This is a genomic window from Planococcus plakortidis, from assembly GCF_001687605.2.
Lineage (GTDB): Bacteria > Bacillota > Bacilli > Bacillales_A > Planococcaceae > Planococcus > Planococcus plakortidis.
Genome location: NZ_CP016539.2, coordinates 3,094,758 through 3,110,129 on the forward strand (window position 1 = coordinate 3,094,758; position 15,372 = coordinate 3,110,129).

A 15,372-nucleotide genomic window follows, 5' to 3' on the forward strand; every position below is an offset into this window, starting at 1 on the left:
GGAGTGACCTGAATGGAAGCACGGGAATTCAAAGATTTCGCCTACGGGCATTTCACGAAAATCAGCAAAGCCTTATCGAGCCCAAGGCGTTTCGAGCTGCTCGATTATTTGGCGCAAGGGCCGAAGACGGTCGAACGCCTGGCGAACGAGACGCATATGTCGGTGGCGAATACATCACAACATCTGCAAGCATTGCGTGAAGCGCGCCTGGTCGCTTCTTCGAAAGTGAAAAACCATCATTATTACGAACTGGCAGACCCCGAAGTCGCCAAACTATTGCAATTGACGAAACGGCTCGCTGAACGGCAATTTTCCGATATGGGCGAAGTGCGGGCATCGGAAACGACAGCGGGCGGCTCGGTCCCGGTCATTTCTACGGCCGAGGCATTGAAAGAAGTGGCGAGTGGGAGTGCCGTATTGATCGACGTACGGGCTGAAGACGAATACGCCAGCCGCCATTTGCCGGATGCCTTATCGATTCCATTAGCGCAACTCGAAGAGAACCTGAAGCAATTGCCGGTTGGCAAGAAAATCATCGCCTATTGCCGGGGCGCTTATTGCCTCTACGCAAGCGATGCCGTCCGCTTGCTCCGCGAACGCGGGATTGAAGCGTACCGCCTGGACGAAGGGCCGGCAGACTCGGCCATTTCCCGGGAAATCGACGGCTATGGGGAAGAGTCCTTATGAAAAACATCCAATTCGGCATTAAAGAAAATATCGTCCAATTCCTCCTGCTCGTGCTGACGAACTTTTTCGTCGGTTCGATGGTCGGGCTCGAGCGGACCATCCTGCCGATTATCGGCGAAGAAGAATTCGGGCTTGCGTCTGCAAGTGCGGCGCTATCGTTCATTATCAGCTTCGGTTTCTCGAAAGCGATCGTCAATTATTTTGCCGGCGCCATCGCCGACCGGCTGGGCCGCAAGAAAGTGCTCATCGTCGGTTGGAGCGCAGGGCTATTTGTGCCGCTGCTCGTCATTTTCGCCGATGCTTAGTGGATGATCGTCGTCGCCAATATTTTCCTCGGCATTAACCAAGGCCTCGCCTGGTCGATGACAGTGAATATGAAAATCGACCTCGCAAAGCCGACAGAGCGTGGGCTTGCGGTCGGGCTCAATGAATTTGCAGGTTATACGGGCGTTGCCGTCATGGCCGCCTTGTCGGGCTACATTGCCGCGACCTTCTCGAACCGCCCCGAACCGTTTTATATCGGATTGGCAGTTGTCGTCATCGGCCTTATGCTGTCGTTTCTCGTCCGGGATACCGGCGAACACTTGAAGCGCCAGGCGAAGTCGTCGTCACAAGACGCCGCCCTTTCAGCAGGCGAAGTATTCAAGCGCACAGCGTTCAAAAACCCGGCGCTGTCGACCGCCACTTTCGCCGGGCTTTCCACGAATTTGAAAGATGGCATGGCGTGGGGCTTGTTTCCGCTATTTTTCGCCGGTGTCGGGCTGAGCGTCCCGGAAATCGGCTTACTCGTCGCCTTGTATCCGGCCGCGTGGGGCTTTTTCCAATTGTTTACCGGAGCATTGAGCGACCGCTGGGGACGGAAGTGGCTGATCGCTGGCGGCATGTGGCTGCAAGCCGCTTCGCTATGGCTATTGCTGATGGCCGGCCAATACAGCTTATGGGTGGTGGCTTCCGTCCTTCTCGGCCTCGGTACTGCCATGGTGTATCCGACCTTGCAGGCAGCGATCAGCGACGTGGCCGCCCCTTCTTGGCGGGCATCTTCAATGGGTGTCTACCGGTCATTCCGCGACAGCGGCTATGCCTTCGGCGCATTATTCGCCGGCATCCTGACCGACGTCATCAATGTCGAATGGGCGATCGGCTTGGTTGCCCTTCTGCCGATGATGGCCGGGGTGATGGCTGCCTTGCGTATGAAGGAGACGCTTCTGGAGAAAGCACACCAGTTAAAGAAATGAGTGGACTGAATCATCACAACGACGAAAAAAGCCGCCAGGACATGGACATGTCCTGGCGGCTTTTGCATATTTTGATGGCATTCATTCACTAACGAACAAAAAAACTTGCTTGTCTTTCTGCCCTGCTTCACCAGTGAGACGGTCTGTATAGTCGATCCATTTAGCGCGTTCCCGGCGGGCTTCGATCTTATCGCCGAGCTCCGCTTCGATTTGCTGCATCATGGCGGCAACTTCCTTGAACGAGCGGTTGAAGCGGTACGCCGCCTGCTCGAACGGTGAGTGAAGCACCAGCAAACGGCGAAATTCCTCTACGGTGTCCGCTTGTTCAGCCAGCGCATCTTCCAACTCTGTGATAAAACGGTACAATTGCCGCTGCTCCTCACCCAGTTTCGCCACTTCGCTTTTCAGCAAATAGGCAATCATGCCATCGTTCATTGCCCACGCCTCCTTTATGGTCTCACCAACTTGATTTTTTGACGCCGGGGATCTGCCCTTTATGTGCAAGGTCACGGAATGCGATGCGGGACATGCCGAATTTGCGCATGAAACCGCGCGGGCGCCCGGTCACTTCGCAACGGTTCTTCAAACGGGTTGGCGACGAGTCTTTCGGCAGTTTCGCCAATGCTTCATGATTGCCTTGCGCTTTCAGTTCTTTGCGGAGTTCCGCATAGCGCGCCACCATTTCACGTTGTTTTTTATCGCGTGCTACTTTCGATTTCTTGGCCATCGATAGGCTCCTCTCTATTATGCAATAATTTTCGCTAGATTACTTCGTTTCGCGGTGCAAAGTCACTTTTTTCAAGCGCGGGCAATATTTTTTCAGTTCGATGCGCTCTGGGTTATTGCGCTTGTTTTTGGTCGTCGAGTAATTGCGGTCGCCTGTCTCTGTGCAAGCCAGTGTAATGTTCACTCTCATGTTAGTTCCTCCTTTTTAATGAGTCATGGCTGTTTGCGGCAGCGGATCATTGAACCCGCTCCAGTCTTCCGCCATTTCCTGTTGTGTCAGTAAGCAGCCATCCAACGATTGGATGATGTCTTGTTGGTCCATCTTGATGCCGATCAACACCAACTCGGTCATTTTCACGCCGTATGCCTCGTCCCACACGCCTGCTGTCTCAAGGCTCGCAGACGGCCCGGCCTGGGACAATAAAGTCGCAAACGAATCGCGCGTAGCGATGCGCAAAAATCCTTTGGCACGGACGATTTCCACCGGCCAGTCCATGATCCAGCCAAACAAACGCTTCGGATGGAACGGGGTTTCACTGCGGTAAACGAATGAAGCGATGCCGTATTCTTCTGTTTCCGGCACATGTTCTTCATTGAGCTCTTTGATCCAGCCCGCGCCTTGGCTCGCCTTGTCCAAATCAAAGCGTCCGGTATCGAGCACTTCACCGAGTGCCACTTGCGAACGCTCGGTGCGGAGAATATTCGCAGACGGATTCAAGGCCTGCAGAACGCCGTGCAACTCGTCCGCTTTGTCGTCCGTAAGCTGGTCGGTTTTGTTCAACAGGATCACATCCGCAAATTCGATCTGGTCGATGAGCAAATCGGAAATCTCTCGTTCATCGGCTTCCGTCGCCCCTTCTTTCCGGTCGAGCAAAGTTTCGCCGGAAGCGAAATCACGCCAGAAGCCGTGGCCGTCAACGACCGTCACCATCGTATCGAGCCGGCACAGAGCGGACAGGTCCACGCCGAGCGCGTCGTCCATATAGCTGAAGGTCTGTGCGACCGGAACCGGCTCGCTGATGCCGGACGATTCGATGACGATATAATCGATATCCCCCTCGCTCACCAACTTCTCGACTTCTACGATCAAGTCTTCGCGCAACGTGCAGCAAATGCAGCCATTTTGCATTTCGACCAGTTTTCTTCCGTGCGGGAAAAGCCGCCGTTTTGAACGAGCGCGCTATCAATGTTCACCTCGCTCATGTCGTTGACGATCACTGCGACTTTCAAGCCTTCGCGATTCGTCAAGATATGATTCAATAGCGTCGTCTTGCCCGCGCCCAGGTATCCGCTCAATACGGTGATGGGGATGCGCTTGTCCATATGATCTAACTCCTTTATTATTTCAGTCATCAAATCGTAACGATTACGTTTTATATACTAAAGCGCTTTGCTCATTTGTGCAAGTATTTTTCGTGGAATTAAAAAAACCTGCCAAGCTGACAGGGTTTTCTCCATTCCAAGCACTTCATTTCTTATGCCCGCCGATCAGCTTCGTGCGGTCAATCGCCGTGCCCGCCTCCGTTCCGGAAACGCCCCGGTAGATCGCGGTCGGCCCGTGCTTGCGCTTGATCGCATCCATCGCCGCGCCAAGGCGCCGCCTTTGCCATTTATCCGCTTCGAACAAGCTCAGCTGCATCGAGGTCTCGTCCTCCAGATTGGTGATGGACAGCGAGATTTGCCGGACGGGCTGGCCGGTATAGAATTCGCGGAACAGTTCTTTGCATACGGCATAGATTTTCAAGGTGTCGTTGGTTGCCTCGTCGATGGAACGCGAGCGCGAAAAGCCTCCGCCAAATGATGTTTTGCTGTAGCTCATGCCAAGATGGATCGTGCGCCCCGCCATGCGCGCTTCCCGTGTGCGCATGGCGACGTCTTCGCACATCTCCAGCACAATCGTCAGGATGTCTTCACGCGTTTCATAGTCGCGGTAGAGGATTTGGCCTTTCCCGAAGCTTTTCTGCCCTTCGATGAGCAGCGACCCAAGCTCCGAATAGTCAATGCCGCGCGCGTGCTGGTGCAGCTGATGGCCCATGATGCCAAAGCGGTCTTCCAGCCGTTTGACGTCCGCCCGCGCCAAATCGCCGACTGTGAAGATTCCCATATTGTTAAGGTTGCGCTCCATCTTGCTGCCGATGCCCCACATTTTGCTGAGCGGGGAAACCGGCCATAGTTTTCTCGGCACGTCTTTCATTGTCCAATGCGCGAGCCCTTTTTTCTTGCCTTCAAGATCGAGTGCGAGCTTGGCCAGCAGCATATTCGGCCCGATGCCGACTGCGGACGGCAAGCCGAATTGGCGCATGATCGAATCCTGCATGTCGATGGCTGCTTTTTCCGGCGTGCCGTACAAATGGATGATGCCGGTCAAATCGATGAAACTCTCATCCACGCTGTAGACATGGATGTCTTCTTTCGGGACATACTGGGCGAACAGCTCCGTGATCGCCATCGAGATCTCCAAGTAAAACTGCATCCTCGGTTCAATAAGCAGGATATCCGGATGGTCCGGAATTTCAAATAGCCGCGTGCCGGTTCTGACGCCAAAGCGTTTTTTCATTTCCGGAGAGGCCGCGAGCACGACGCTGCCTTTTCGCTCCTGGTTCCCGACGATGGCAATGCATGCTTCCATCGGGTCGAGGCCGCGCTCGACCGCTGAGCAGCTGGCGTAAAAGCTACGCATGTCGATACAGGCGATATAGCGGGGCTTTCCTGTTTGATTTCCCATGTCGCCACTCCCAAATAGAACGTTTGTTCTTATTTTAGCGGAAAAAATAGTAAGCGGCAAGAGGCAAAAGAAAGGAAATTCAAGAAAAGGCAGAATGTTTTGAACTATTTTGGGATAATCAGTAAACTGAGAGAGCACAGTTGGAAAGAACAATTCGAGGGGGAATGGCATAATGGCAAGATTGAAAGGAAAAGTGGCCGTCATTACCGGAGGCGCTGGCGTAATCGGCAAAGTGACGGCGGAGCGGTTTTTGAAGGAGGGGGCAAAAGTCGTACTTGTCGATATTTCTGAACAAGCGCTCCAAGAAACAAAACAAGAACTTGGCAGCGAGGTGGAAATTGTCCAAGCGGATGTCTCCAAAGAAGCGGACGTCAAAAACTTTGTCGATAAAACGGTCGAAGCATTTGGCAAGATCGACGTGTTTTTCAACAATGCAGGGATCGAAGGGCGTGTCGCTCCACTCATCGAGCAGACAGTGGAAGATTTCGACCAAGTCATCGACATCAATGTGCGCGGCGTCTTTCTCGGAATGAAACATGTGCTGCCGGTCATGTACAAACAAGGCTCCGGGAGCGTCATTAATATGTCGTCGGTGTCGGGCCTTAGCGGTTCACCGAACGTCAGCCCATATATCACATCAAAGCACGCGGTCGTCGGTTTGACGAAAGCTGCAGCTTACGAAAGTGCACGCCATCAAGTCCGCGTCAATTCGGTCCACCCGTCGCCGGTCAATTCACGCATGATGCGCTCGCTCGAGGAAGGACTCGGTACAACTGAAAAAACTTTGTCGAAAACGATTCCGCTCGGCCGCTACGCTGAATCCGAGGATATCTCCAATCTTGTGCTGTTTCTTGCTTCCGACGAAAGTTCGTTCATCTCAGGCACCCAGTACCGCGTGGATGGCGGCATGGCCGCATTATAGAAAAAGACGGACACCCAGCATTCGGGGATGTCCGTCTTTTACTTATTCACGGCCCGGCAATTTCAAATCTACGACCGGGTTTTGCAAGGTTTTGAAGCCGTCGATGCGGCATTCGACCACATCGCCGTCGCGGATGACGACTGCCCCCGGCGTCCCGGTCGAGATGATGTCTCCGGGCAATAGCGTCATCACTTCCGAATGAAACGCTATGAGGTCCCGCGGCCGGAACGTCATATTCGAGACGCTGTTTTTCCGGTGGATTTCCCCGTTCTTGACGGTTGCCACCGTTAGTTCAAGTACCGCATCCACTTCGTCGGGCGTCACAAGTTCCGGCCCGAAACTGAAGAAGGTGTCGAAGCTTTTTGCGCGCGTCAAATAGCGCGGGTTTTTCTCAAGAATGTCTTCCGCGGTCATATCAATGATGGTCGTGAAGCCCGCCACTACATCAAACGCATCTTCTCTCGAAACGTTTTCACATTCCGTCCCGATAATGATGCCGAGCTCCGCTTCCGCCGTCACCCGGTTAGATTGCTTGGGCAGCTCGATCACATCGCCCGGCCCAATGATTGCCGTATCGGGTTTCATGAAACTTGCCGGTTCGGTGTCGGGCGATACTTCCTTCAAATCTGCGGCATGTTCGGCATAGTTCAGCCCGATGCCCCAAATTTTCCGCGGATGCCGGTATAGAGGCGCGTAATCCGCTTCGGAAAACGGCATAAGCGATGCCTCGAGCGCCCCTTCAGGCATGCGCTCGAATTCCTCCCTCAGCCATCTTTTCAATAGCTGAAGTTCTCCTGTTTCGATCAGCGTAAACAAATCGGTCGGCCAGTTTTCCGCCGTATGTTCGTTGAGTTTGCGCAATGGCAAAAATCCGTCCTTCATGACCAGTGCCGCTTCTTCTGTGCCGTTCCACTGGATTGTCGCGAGGCGCATCACACATCCCCCCTTTCCTTTCTCTTATTTCGGTCTCTTTCGGCCGAAACCCTGCCGAAAGACAGAAAAACAGGCTTTCCTTCTAGAGGAAAGCCTGTTGGTTTCAATCGTTCTCTTTTAATCCATCGATATATTGCTTCGCTTCGATGAGCGAATAGCCGAACGCGACACGCGCCGCTTTCACTGCGCGGACTTCCTGCCCTTCGGCAATCAAGCGCCGCAGCTCGTCATTGATCGCCGGTTCTTCTAAACTCACTTCCGCTTCCAATTGTTCAATGCGTTTTGACATATGTTTCATGCGCACCTCCAATGCCTGGATCCGCTGGCTCAGCAATAAATACACCGCCCCGACTGCCCCTATCGAGAGCCCGATTAACCATACCCAATCCATGCCCTCTGCCATTTAGCGTTCCAGCCGATCTAAAAATTTCTCGAGACGGTCGACGGTCGTCAAGCGGGCATTGCACGCCGTTTCATCTGCACAGATGTACTGGCCGTGCTTGACGTAGCTGTCAATGTTCGCGCCTTTGGTCTTGGCCATGAATAAGCCGACCGAGCTGTGTTTATGGCAAATCATGCAGACGCCCTGCTTGCGGCTCGCGCCGAATTGGCCGCTCACGGCTTGCAGTCGGCCATTGCGTTCAGCCACCAAAAAGCGGTTGGTGTTTTCCTGCCAGGACAAATACGACAAAGCATGGAAATCCATCGCCGGGAGATTCGGCCCTTTCAGCCTTTTCGCTTTTGGAAACAAACGCTTTAAATTGTCGAGGTTGACAGTTGGAAAGGGAATCAAGTAAGGGCGCAGCCCCGCCAGAAACTCTTCCGCAGCGTCAGTGTCTTTTACCGCCGTCAATGGGCGCAATACGTTTTTCTGCTCTTCTGTCAACGCCGGAAACAATGCGAACACTTTTTCATGGCTCAAATGGCGCAACACGCTCAGCACTTCCGCATCGTTCGCCGTCGCATGCGCCGTCACAAGCGCCAAGGCCTGTTCTTTAATGAAATTATATTGATGGTTGCGGATAAACGCTTCAGGCTGTCCTGATACATTTGTCCGATCCGTCGACTCTTTGATGATGGTCATCGCTCTCCATCTCCTTTTCAGGTTCTGGTTATGTTCTCTTTCATCATACTTCATCTAAAAGTTCGTTTCCATTATAGCCCATTTACAAAAGCCAATAACCCGGGTATTGTAGCGGGTCACTGGCCTTGGCAATTAGCTGATATTCTTTTTCAAGCGATAGTTGGTGCGGTAGTTCTGCCATGCGGTGAATAAGATGGACAGTATAGCCAGAATGAGGAATGTTAAGGAAATGGGGCGTGTCAGAAACAATGTCCATTCCGGATCGGCCATAACTGCACGGCGTAGGTTGACTTCTGCGATCGGCCCGAGAATAACCCCGATAATCGCTGGAGCCAAGGAAAAATTATACTTGGTGAAAAGATAACCGATGAACCCCATAACGAGCAAAATGTAGAGATCCGTAAACCGATTATTGAGAACGAATGTTCCGATTACGCATAATACCAGTATCACCGGGACTAGTATTTGTACCGGAACCTGCGTCACTTTCATGAAATAGCGCATACCAAGAAACTGGGTGATCAGCATCCAGAAAGAGGCGACAAGAAAGGCAAAGAAGATACCGCCGACGATGTTCGGCTCATTGACGATCAGCAAAGGGCCCGGCGTGATGCCATGGACCATCAATGCAGAGAGCAATACAGCTGTAACTGCTGAACCCGGTATGCCTAGAGCCACTGTCGGGATCAAGTCACCGCCGACCGTGGAGTTGTTTCCGGCTTCTGAAGCAATAACGCCTTCTTCACAGCCTGTCCCGAATTTCTCTGGATTTTTGGACCATTTCTTTGCTTGGTCATAGGCTACTATATTGGCGATACTTCCGCCCGCGCCAGGAATCGCACCAATGATGGCACCGATGGCAGAAGAACCGAGCAACGTACCCGGCTTCTTTAAAACCGTCAGCATGGTATGGATTGGACGCAGGACAAATTGGACATCCTTTAATTTCTCTTCAGCGCGCTTGGCGTCGTCTTTGTCCAGCTCTTTGCGTTCAAGTGAGACAAGAAGGCGCGAAATCGCAAACATCCCGATTAACACCACCAGGAAGGGGATGCCCGCCCTCAAAGTTTGCAAATCGAACGAAAAGCGTGAGATACCGGAAATCGGATCTGCTCCGACTGTTGCAATGAGAATACCGAACAAGCCGGCTATCAAACCTTTAATTATTGAATCGCCCGTGACGCTTGCAATGATCGTCAAGGAAACGACGATGAGCGAGAACATTTCCCAAGGCCCCATCATCAGTGCAAATTTGGAGATTTGAGGCGCAATCGAGACAAGGAGAATGAAGCTGATGATCGAGCTTAGAAATGACGCCCAAATGCCGATCGATAGCGCCTTGCCCGGCTCCCCTTTTTGCGCCATCGGGTAAGCATCGAAGGTCGTGGCGATTGATGAAGGCGTACCAGGGATTCCAAGCAGCGCTGCCGTAATCAAACCGCCGGACATGCCTCCGACAAAGACGCCGACCATCGCTGCGACACCCGATACAGGGTCCATGCCGAATGTCAGCGGAAGCGTCAGCACAATCGCCATGGCGACCGTAAAGCCCGGGATCAGACCCGCCAAAATCCCAACGATTACCCCTACCAAGATGATTAACAAAATACGCCATTGAAATATTTCAGCAATTCCTAGAATAAACAAGTCCATCATCTAGAAAGACCTCCTTTCTATGTTGGTTTAAAAGAAGATTCCGGAGGGGAATCGGACATTCAGGAAGTTTTCAAAGAAGAAATAGGTCCCGAGTGTGACGGCGACAGAAACAATGGTGATGACTATAATGTCTTTTTTGGCCCGGGAACCTACTAGCAAACCCGTAAAGATAATGAATGCGATTGTGGAGACGACGAATCCGATAAATTGCATCAGGAAAATGTAAATAAAGAAAACCAATAGTGTCAGAATTACCAATCTATATTCTTTATAAAAACCTCGCGCTCTTTCACCTGCTCCTTGCCGCTCGTCACCAGTCGGTTTAGACTTCATGAGAGCCAGTCCCTGCTTGATGATCAGCATGAGCGACAATAAAATCAAAAGCCCGGCAATCAATTTTGGAAAGGAGCCGGCATCGAGATGAACTTCGTTGAGCGCCGGGAAATCGTTCGATCGCAGATAAATGACTGCGCCAAGCGCAATCAATGCCAAACCTATCAATATCTCACCCATGATGTTGTTCCTCACCTTCTTATTGGATGCATGAAGCCCGGGAGTCTAGACGCGCCCCCAGGCTTCCGCTGTAACATCCATTTAGTCCACTTTCTATTCGAGGTCCTGAACGATTTCGCTAATGATTTCGTCTTGTTCCTCTAAATGAGCACGATATTCTTCCGGCCCCATGAAATCGACTTCGGTTCCTACATTTTGTACGGCCTCGATATAAGCTGGATCATTTGAAGCCTCTTCGAAAGCAGTTGCCAATTTTTCAATGATTGCAGGGTCTGTGCCTTCTGGGGCGACATAACCGCGGTTGATGCTCATTGTCACGTCATAGCCGCTTTCCACGAATGTCGGGACGTCGGGCAATCTCTCGATGCGTTCCGATGTACCGATGGCCAGGAATTTCATATGCCCCGCTTCGACGAATTCATTTGCTGACGAATAATCGACAATCGCTGCATCGATATGGCCGCCTGCGAGTGCTTGAATCGCTTCGCTCAAGCCTTCGTAGCCAACGAGATTGTAATTTATCTCAAGTGCACGTCCAAGTTGCTCGACCCACACACGCGGGATACCGGCCACCGTTCCGCCGAAGCGCACTTCATTTTCTTTGCCATATTCCACGAATTCTTCCAGGGAATCGATCCCCAGGTCATTCGAGACCGCCAAAATCTGATCGGAGGCGGACATTGAAGCAATAGGTTCAAAGCTGTCATAATTGATTGATGTAATGTCTGTATGGTGGGCAACTAGGAGCCCTTCGTGAATTTGCCCAATGCTATAGCCGTCAGCTTCCCGTTCAGTCAATTCTTCCAAACCGACCGTACCGCCGACCCCAGGTGAATTGATGACAACAAAGGATTGGTCAAAATGATTGCCGCCGTGTTCAGCGACGAGGCGGCCTTCAATATCGCTCCCTCCTCCTGGAGCCCAAGGAATGATCATTTCCACTTCACGTTCCGGATAATTCTCGACTGCTGCCCCGCTATCTTCTTCACCGCAAGCTACAAGCCCAAGTGCAGCTGCTGAAACTCCTGTAGCCAGCGCCATTTTTCTCCATGCATTTCTTTTCATATACATTTCTCCTTTTTTAAGAAATTCCTGTCAGCGCCCCATACAACAACGCCAGACCAATAACCAAAGCAGGGTGCAGTTTCCATTTCTCGAGCATCAGGTAGCTTGCCACCATCAGGATTGCCGTCTGGAGGCCTCCGAGCGACGCTTCCGAAGTTAAGATAAAGTCTAATGTCATGACGCCGATCAAGACGGCGATGACCGGCTTGACGACTTTCGAGATGTTTTTCACTTCGCGTGAATCTTTGTATTTGAAAAGAACCGCCATAAGCGCAATCATCAGGATCAGCGATGGCGCAACTGCCCCGAACAGGCCGGCGATGGCGCCAAGGGCACCTCCCTCGGCATAGCCGATGTACCCTGCCATTTTAGTTGCAATCGGGCCAGGCAAGGAGTTGCCAAGCGCCAGCACTTCGCTGAATTCCTGTGTATCCATCCAGCCATAGCGATCCACGACTTCCTTTTCGACGAGCGGGATCGAGGCCGGCCCGCCGCCGTAACCGACGATGCCCGGAATGAAGAAAGCCAGGAAAATCTGCCAGTAAATCATGTTCTGCTCACCGTCCTTTTAATGAATGGTACGAGGACCAGAAGAATCAAAGCGGCGATCAGAAAAGCCGGATGCAGACCAAACACTTCCAGAAGAAGAATTGAAATAACGATCAACAGGATTGCCCGGCTCCATCCGAGCGCTTTTTCGGATTGCTGGATAAAATTCCACGTCAGGACACCGAGCATGACGGCCACGACCGGAACAACCGCATTTGACATATTCGCCACCCACGGCACATCTTTATAATTTTGCAGGATGCCGAGAAGCAGGATCATCAAGATGACGGTCGGAATGACGGAGGCGGCCAGGGCAATCAAACATCCACGCAGCCCCGCCACACGATAGCCGATATAGCCGGCAAGTTTGGTCGCGATCGGCCCAGGCATTGTGTTGGCGAGGGCAATCGTATCGCCGTAGTCATCGTCCGTCATCCAGCCGTAGCGTTCCACTACGTCGCGCTGCATGATCGGGATGACTGCCGGCCCGCCGCCGAATCCGAGCATGCCTGCACGGAAAAAAGCCATGGCGAGATCGATCGATTTGACGCTTTGTTCTTTTACCAAACAGCAATCGCCCCATCCGTCCGGGATTCCGTGCCTCCTGCAAGCACGCCTGTTTCGGGATTGCGCCAGATGATCTGGCCGCGCCCAAAGCTTCCTGGATCGGCCATCACTTCCACTTGATGCCCTCTTCGCTGCAATTCCTGTGCCAGGTAATTCGGGAATTCCGCTTCCACGGTCACTTTCTTGCCACCCATCCATTGCCAGCGTGGCATATCGAGTGCCGCTTGCGGATTCAATAAGTAATCAAGCGTGTTCACCACGACTTGGAAATGGCCCTGTGGCTGCATATAGCCGCCCATGACACCGAACGGCCCGACCGCCTCGCCCGCTTTCGTCAAAAATCCCGGGATGATCGTATGGAACGTGCGCTTGCCGGGCTTCAAGGCGTTCGGGTGATTTTCATCGAGCGAGAAATCCGCCCCGCGGTTTTGCAGGCTGATGCCGGTACCAGGAATGACGATTCCCGATCCGAAGCCCATGTAATTGCTCTGGATATACGAAATCATATTGCCTTCTTCATCGGCCGCCGCAAGATAGACCGTCCCGCCTTGTGGCAGTTCATACGGAACCGGGTCCACGGCTTCAGCGCCGATTTGTTTCGCGCGGCTTGCGGCATAATCATCGGACAGTAGCTGTTCAGCCGTCACTGGCATGTCAGCTTGTTCGGTAATGAACGCCTGGCCATCCGTGTAGGCCAATTTCATCGACTCGATTTGCTGGTGCAGCGTGTTGCCGCTCTGCCATGCCGGCTCGTCCAGCTGCTTGAAGATATTGAGCGCCATTTGTGCGACCATGCCCTGGCCATTCGGCGGGATTTCCCATACTTCATGCCCTTTATAGCTCGTCGAGATCGGCTGGACCCATTCCGCCTTATACGCGGCTAAGTCTTGTTTTTTCAGGAAGCCGCCGTGTTCCGTCATGAAGCTGTCGATTTTCTCTGCCAGCTCGCCTTCGTAAAAGGCTTTGGCATCGCTATCGCCGATTTTACGGAGCGTGTCGGCATGGCCAGGCGATTTCCACATCTCGCCGATTTCCGGCGCGCGGCCATCCGGTGCGAAAGTTTCGAACCAGGCTTTGAATTCTTTATCGGTGAAAGTCTTCTTGAAATTGTCATACGCTTTTTTCCAGAACTTGCCGAGAATCGGCGTCAGCGGATAGCCTTCCTCCGCGTAGCGGATCGCGGGCTCCAATGTTTCAGCAAGCGGTAATTTTCCGAAGCGTTCCGAGAGCTCCGCCCATGCAGCGGGAACTCCTGGAACCGTAATTGGCACCAACCCGTGCGTCGGCATCTTCTCATGCCCTTTCGCCTTCACTGCTTCGATCGTCAATTCCTGAGGGGATGGTCCGGAAGCATTCAAGCCGTGCAGCTCGCCTTTCACCCACACAAGCGCGAAGGCATCTCCCCCGATGCCATTTGATGTCGGTTCAACGACAGTTAAAGTGGCAGCAGTCGCAATCGCCGCATCGATGGCGTTGCCGCCTTTTTTCAATATTTCAAGCCCTGTCTGTGCGGCAAGCGGCTGTGATGTCGCCACCATGCCTTTTTTGCCGAAGACCGTATGGCGTTTTCCCGGGTAAGGGTGATTTGAATAATCCATGTCATTTCCTCCCATATCCTTTCATTCGGTTGAATAAATTTTCGCCCTTCCGAATAAAGATGTCTTTTTGTATTATTCAAATTTTACAAAAACATTTTTCATAAGTAAAATTAAATATATTTAATAGTATAATGAGAAAAACTTAACGAGGTGATACCGTGGACCATAAATTAGAGATCTTCGTCACGACAGCTGAACAAAAAAGCTTCACGCGTGCAGCCGAATTGCTTCACATGACCCCTTCCGCCATTTCCTTAAGCATCAAGGCGCTCGAAAAAAAGCTCGGCGTCCGGCTGTTCGACCGCAACAATAAATACGTCCAGTTAACGGAAGCCGGGCAATTGAGTTACGCACAGGCTAAGGAAATCCTCCTTAAATACGACCAATTGAAAATCTCCCTGCTGGAACTCGAACCGTCGGCGGCTATGCCTTTGTCGATCGGGGCAGCCTATACATTCGGCGAGTACTTTCTGCCAAGCATCATCTATGCGTTCAATAAGCGCCATCCGAACATCACACCCTCCATTACGATCCATAACTCCAAGGCCATCATCGAGCAAACCCACAAACAGGAACTCGACATCGGTTTTATCGTAGAAGGCGACATCGGCAACCAGGATATCGACATCGAATTATTCACGGAAGAAGAAATGGTCATCATCGCCAGGCCCAACCACCCGATCATCCGCAATTCACAAGTCGACCCCCGGTTGCTTGAAGCGGAAACATGGATTATCCGCGAACCCGGTTCGGGCACGCGTGACGTCACCGATAAGCTGTTCGCGCAGCTTGGCATCGCCCCCAAGAAAGTAATGAGCTTTGGCAGCTCGCAGACAATCAAGGAATCGGTCGCACTCGGCCTCGGCATCTCTTACCTCTCCGAATCCACCGTCAAAAGCGAGACGAATGCCGGAACCATCGGTGCGATCAGCCTGTCCGATTTTCCGAATAAGAGCCGCTTCCATTACATCACCCATCGCTCGAGCTTCCATGCGCAAGCCGCCCAGCTATTCTTGGACTTTCTTGATTCTTATGTTCTCGATGAAAAAGTATCGGTGCACACGAAAAAGCGGTTGGCGGACAAATGATATCTGCACGCTTCACAGAAAAAA

16 protein-coding genes and 2 pseudogenes are annotated in these 15,372 nt (G+C 52.3%); 4 read left to right on the forward strand and 14 right to left on the reverse strand.

Annotated elements, in window-relative coordinates:
- The first annotated feature begins 12 nt into the window (after positions 1-12).
- Both BBI15_RS15385 and BBI15_RS15390 read left to right on the forward strand, forming a co-directional pair.
- Positions 13-687 (forward strand): ArsR/SmtB family transcription factor, encoded by a 675-nt coding sequence (locus tag BBI15_RS15385; RefSeq protein WP_068870910.1) that lies wholly within the window; start codon positions 13-15, stop codon positions 685-687.
- A pseudogene (locus tag BBI15_RS15390) lies at positions 684-1,922 on the forward strand (MFS transporter). Before BBI15_RS15385 ends, BBI15_RS15390 begins: the two are co-directional and overlap by 4 nt.
- Positions 1,923-2,003: 81 nt before the next feature.
- Here the strand turns inward: BBI15_RS15390 and BBI15_RS15395 are convergent.
- The 5 genes and pseudogenes from BBI15_RS15395 to BBI15_RS15415 all read right to left on the reverse strand — a co-directional run bounded on the left by BBI15_RS15395 (position 2,004) and on the right by BBI15_RS15415 (position 5,373).
- On the reverse strand, positions 2,004-2,357 hold the full coding sequence (locus BBI15_RS15395; protein ID WP_068870912.1) for a hypothetical protein: 354 nt from the start codon (positions 2,355-2,357) through the stop codon (positions 2,004-2,006).
- A gap of 22 nt (positions 2,358-2,379) precedes the next feature.
- On the reverse strand, positions 2,380-2,649 hold the full coding sequence (rpsN, locus tag BBI15_RS15400; protein ID WP_068870914.1) for a 30S ribosomal protein S14: 270 nt from the start codon (positions 2,647-2,649) through the stop codon (positions 2,380-2,382).
- A gap of 39 nt (positions 2,650-2,688) precedes the next feature.
- The gene (rpmG, locus tag BBI15_RS15405; protein WP_058382433.1) at positions 2,689-2,838 is read right to left on the reverse strand and encodes a 50S ribosomal protein L33; all 150 of its coding nucleotides are present in this window, start codon (positions 2,836-2,838) and stop codon (positions 2,689-2,691) included.
- Positions 2,839-2,853: 15 nt separating this feature from the next.
- Positions 2,854-3,971: pseudogene (locus BBI15_RS15410) on the reverse strand (GTP-binding protein).
- A 145-nt stretch (positions 3,972-4,116) separates the two neighbouring features.
- On the reverse strand, positions 4,117-5,373 hold the full coding sequence (locus tag BBI15_RS15415; RefSeq protein ID WP_068870916.1) for a Y-family DNA polymerase: 1,257 nt from the start codon (positions 5,371-5,373) through the stop codon (positions 4,117-4,119).
- A 172-nt stretch (positions 5,374-5,545) separates the two neighbouring features.
- Between BBI15_RS15415 and BBI15_RS15420 the strand changes: the two genes are divergently transcribed.
- Positions 5,546-6,295: an SDR family NAD(P)-dependent oxidoreductase gene (locus tag BBI15_RS15420; RefSeq protein WP_068870918.1), complete on the forward strand. Its 750-nt coding sequence runs from the start codon at positions 5,546-5,548 to the stop codon at positions 6,293-6,295.
- Positions 6,296-6,337: 42 nt separating this feature from the next.
- On the opposite strand, the gene BBI15_RS15425 is transcribed toward BBI15_RS15420, so the two are convergent.
- The 9 genes from BBI15_RS15425 to BBI15_RS15465 form a co-directional block, all read right to left on the reverse strand.
- On the reverse strand, positions 6,338-7,228 hold the full coding sequence (locus BBI15_RS15425; RefSeq protein ID WP_068870920.1) for a fumarylacetoacetate hydrolase family protein: 891 nt from the start codon (positions 7,226-7,228) through the stop codon (positions 6,338-6,340).
- A gap of 103 nt (positions 7,229-7,331) precedes the next feature.
- Positions 7,332-7,619, reverse strand: a complete 288-nt coding sequence (locus tag BBI15_RS15430; protein WP_068872627.1) for a hypothetical protein — start codon at positions 7,617-7,619, stop codon at positions 7,332-7,334.
- 12 nt (positions 7,620-7,631) lie between these two features.
- Complete coding sequence (locus tag BBI15_RS15435; protein ID WP_068870922.1) at positions 7,632-8,312, reverse strand: FusB/FusC family EF-G-binding protein; 681 nt, start codon at positions 8,310-8,312, stop codon at positions 7,632-7,634.
- A 132-nt stretch (positions 8,313-8,444) separates the two neighbouring features.
- Entirely contained in the window at positions 8,445-9,968 is a 1,524-nt protein-coding gene (locus BBI15_RS15440; RefSeq protein ID WP_237150886.1) for a tripartite tricarboxylate transporter permease, read from the reverse strand.
- A 27-nt stretch (positions 9,969-9,995) separates the two neighbouring features.
- The gene (locus tag BBI15_RS15445; protein ID WP_068870924.1) at positions 9,996-10,481 is read right to left on the reverse strand and encodes a tripartite tricarboxylate transporter TctB family protein; all 486 of its coding nucleotides are present in this window, start codon (positions 10,479-10,481) and stop codon (positions 9,996-9,998) included.
- Positions 10,482-10,574: 93 nt separating this feature from the next.
- Entirely contained in the window at positions 10,575-11,546 is a 972-nt protein-coding gene (locus tag BBI15_RS15450) for a Bug family tripartite tricarboxylate transporter substrate binding protein (RefSeq protein ID WP_167358046.1), read from the reverse strand.
- A 16-nt stretch (positions 11,547-11,562) separates the two neighbouring features.
- Positions 11,563-12,096 (reverse strand): chromate transporter, encoded by a 534-nt coding sequence (locus BBI15_RS15455; protein WP_068870925.1) that lies wholly within the window; start codon positions 12,094-12,096, stop codon positions 11,563-11,565.
- Positions 12,093-12,623: a chromate transporter gene (locus BBI15_RS15460; protein WP_068872630.1), complete on the reverse strand. Its 531-nt coding sequence runs from the start codon at positions 12,621-12,623 to the stop codon at positions 12,093-12,095. The genes BBI15_RS15455 and BBI15_RS15460 overlap by 4 nt, the downstream gene beginning before the upstream one ends.
- 32 nt (positions 12,624-12,655) lie before the next feature.
- On the reverse strand, positions 12,656-14,260 hold the full coding sequence (locus BBI15_RS15465; RefSeq protein WP_068870927.1) for a gamma-glutamyltransferase family protein: 1,605 nt from the start codon (positions 14,258-14,260) through the stop codon (positions 12,656-12,658).
- Between the two features lie 158 nt (positions 14,261-14,418).
- Between BBI15_RS15465 and BBI15_RS15470 the strand changes: the two genes are divergently transcribed.
- Entirely contained in the window at positions 14,419-15,348 is a 930-nt protein-coding gene (locus BBI15_RS15470) for a LysR family transcriptional regulator (protein WP_068870929.1), read from the forward strand.
- Positions 15,349-15,372 lie beyond the last annotated feature (24 nt).